We start from the raw sequence: 573 nt of genomic DNA, 5'->3' as shown, positions 1-573 counted from the left end.
GTCGATGCATACTGAAGCACCGCGCGCTCTGTCTGCTCATCGACCCGGTTCTTCGGGTTCGGTTTGCGCCGATCCTTGTTCAGCAGCGACTCGATGCCGCCGTCCTCAACAGCCTGCTTGTCGCGGTAGAAGGTGTCTCGCGACAGGCCCATGACCTTGCAGGCCCTGGAGACATTGCCAAGTTCCTCGGCCAGGTTCAGCAGGCCGACTTTGTGCTTGATGATCTGTTCGTTAGTATGAAGCATGAGGGTTACCTCTTTGGTTTCGATGGTCAGTTAGCACTTCCATCAAAACCGGTAACCCTCTCCTTTTTCAAGGGTGGTGTCAGATCAAGTCTGAACTACTACAAATTAACCCAAACCACCTTTGGTGGTCAATAAATAAACCGCTTTGAGCGGTTCATGAAACCAAGCCACCGGTTTGACCGGTGGTATTTGACTGAGTCATGAGAAGGTGACTTCTCTTTTTTAGGCTGAACTCTTGCCGCTTCAACACAACTGAAAACTTTTTGGGCGGCAATAAGAAATTGATATAATCGTATTCGTTACAACGTATGGGGGATGGGGGCTCTTT

General features: G+C 49.9%; 1 protein-coding gene. It reads right to left on the bottom strand.

Going from position 1 to position 573, the window contains the following annotated elements:
- The coding region (locus tag RIFP1SYM_RS16170) for a helix-turn-helix domain-containing protein (RefSeq protein WP_039960910.1) at nt 1-245 on the bottom strand (245 nt) is incomplete at its 3' end.
- Nucleotides 246-573 lie beyond the last annotated feature (328 nt).

It is taken from the genome of endosymbiont of Riftia pachyptila (vent Ph05) (assembly GCF_000224455.1).
Lineage (GTDB): Bacteria > Pseudomonadota > Gammaproteobacteria > Chromatiales > Chromatiaceae > Endoriftia > Endoriftia persephonae.
Note: the sequence above shows the minus strand (reverse complement) of the source record. Positions and strands in the feature narration are given on the sequence as shown.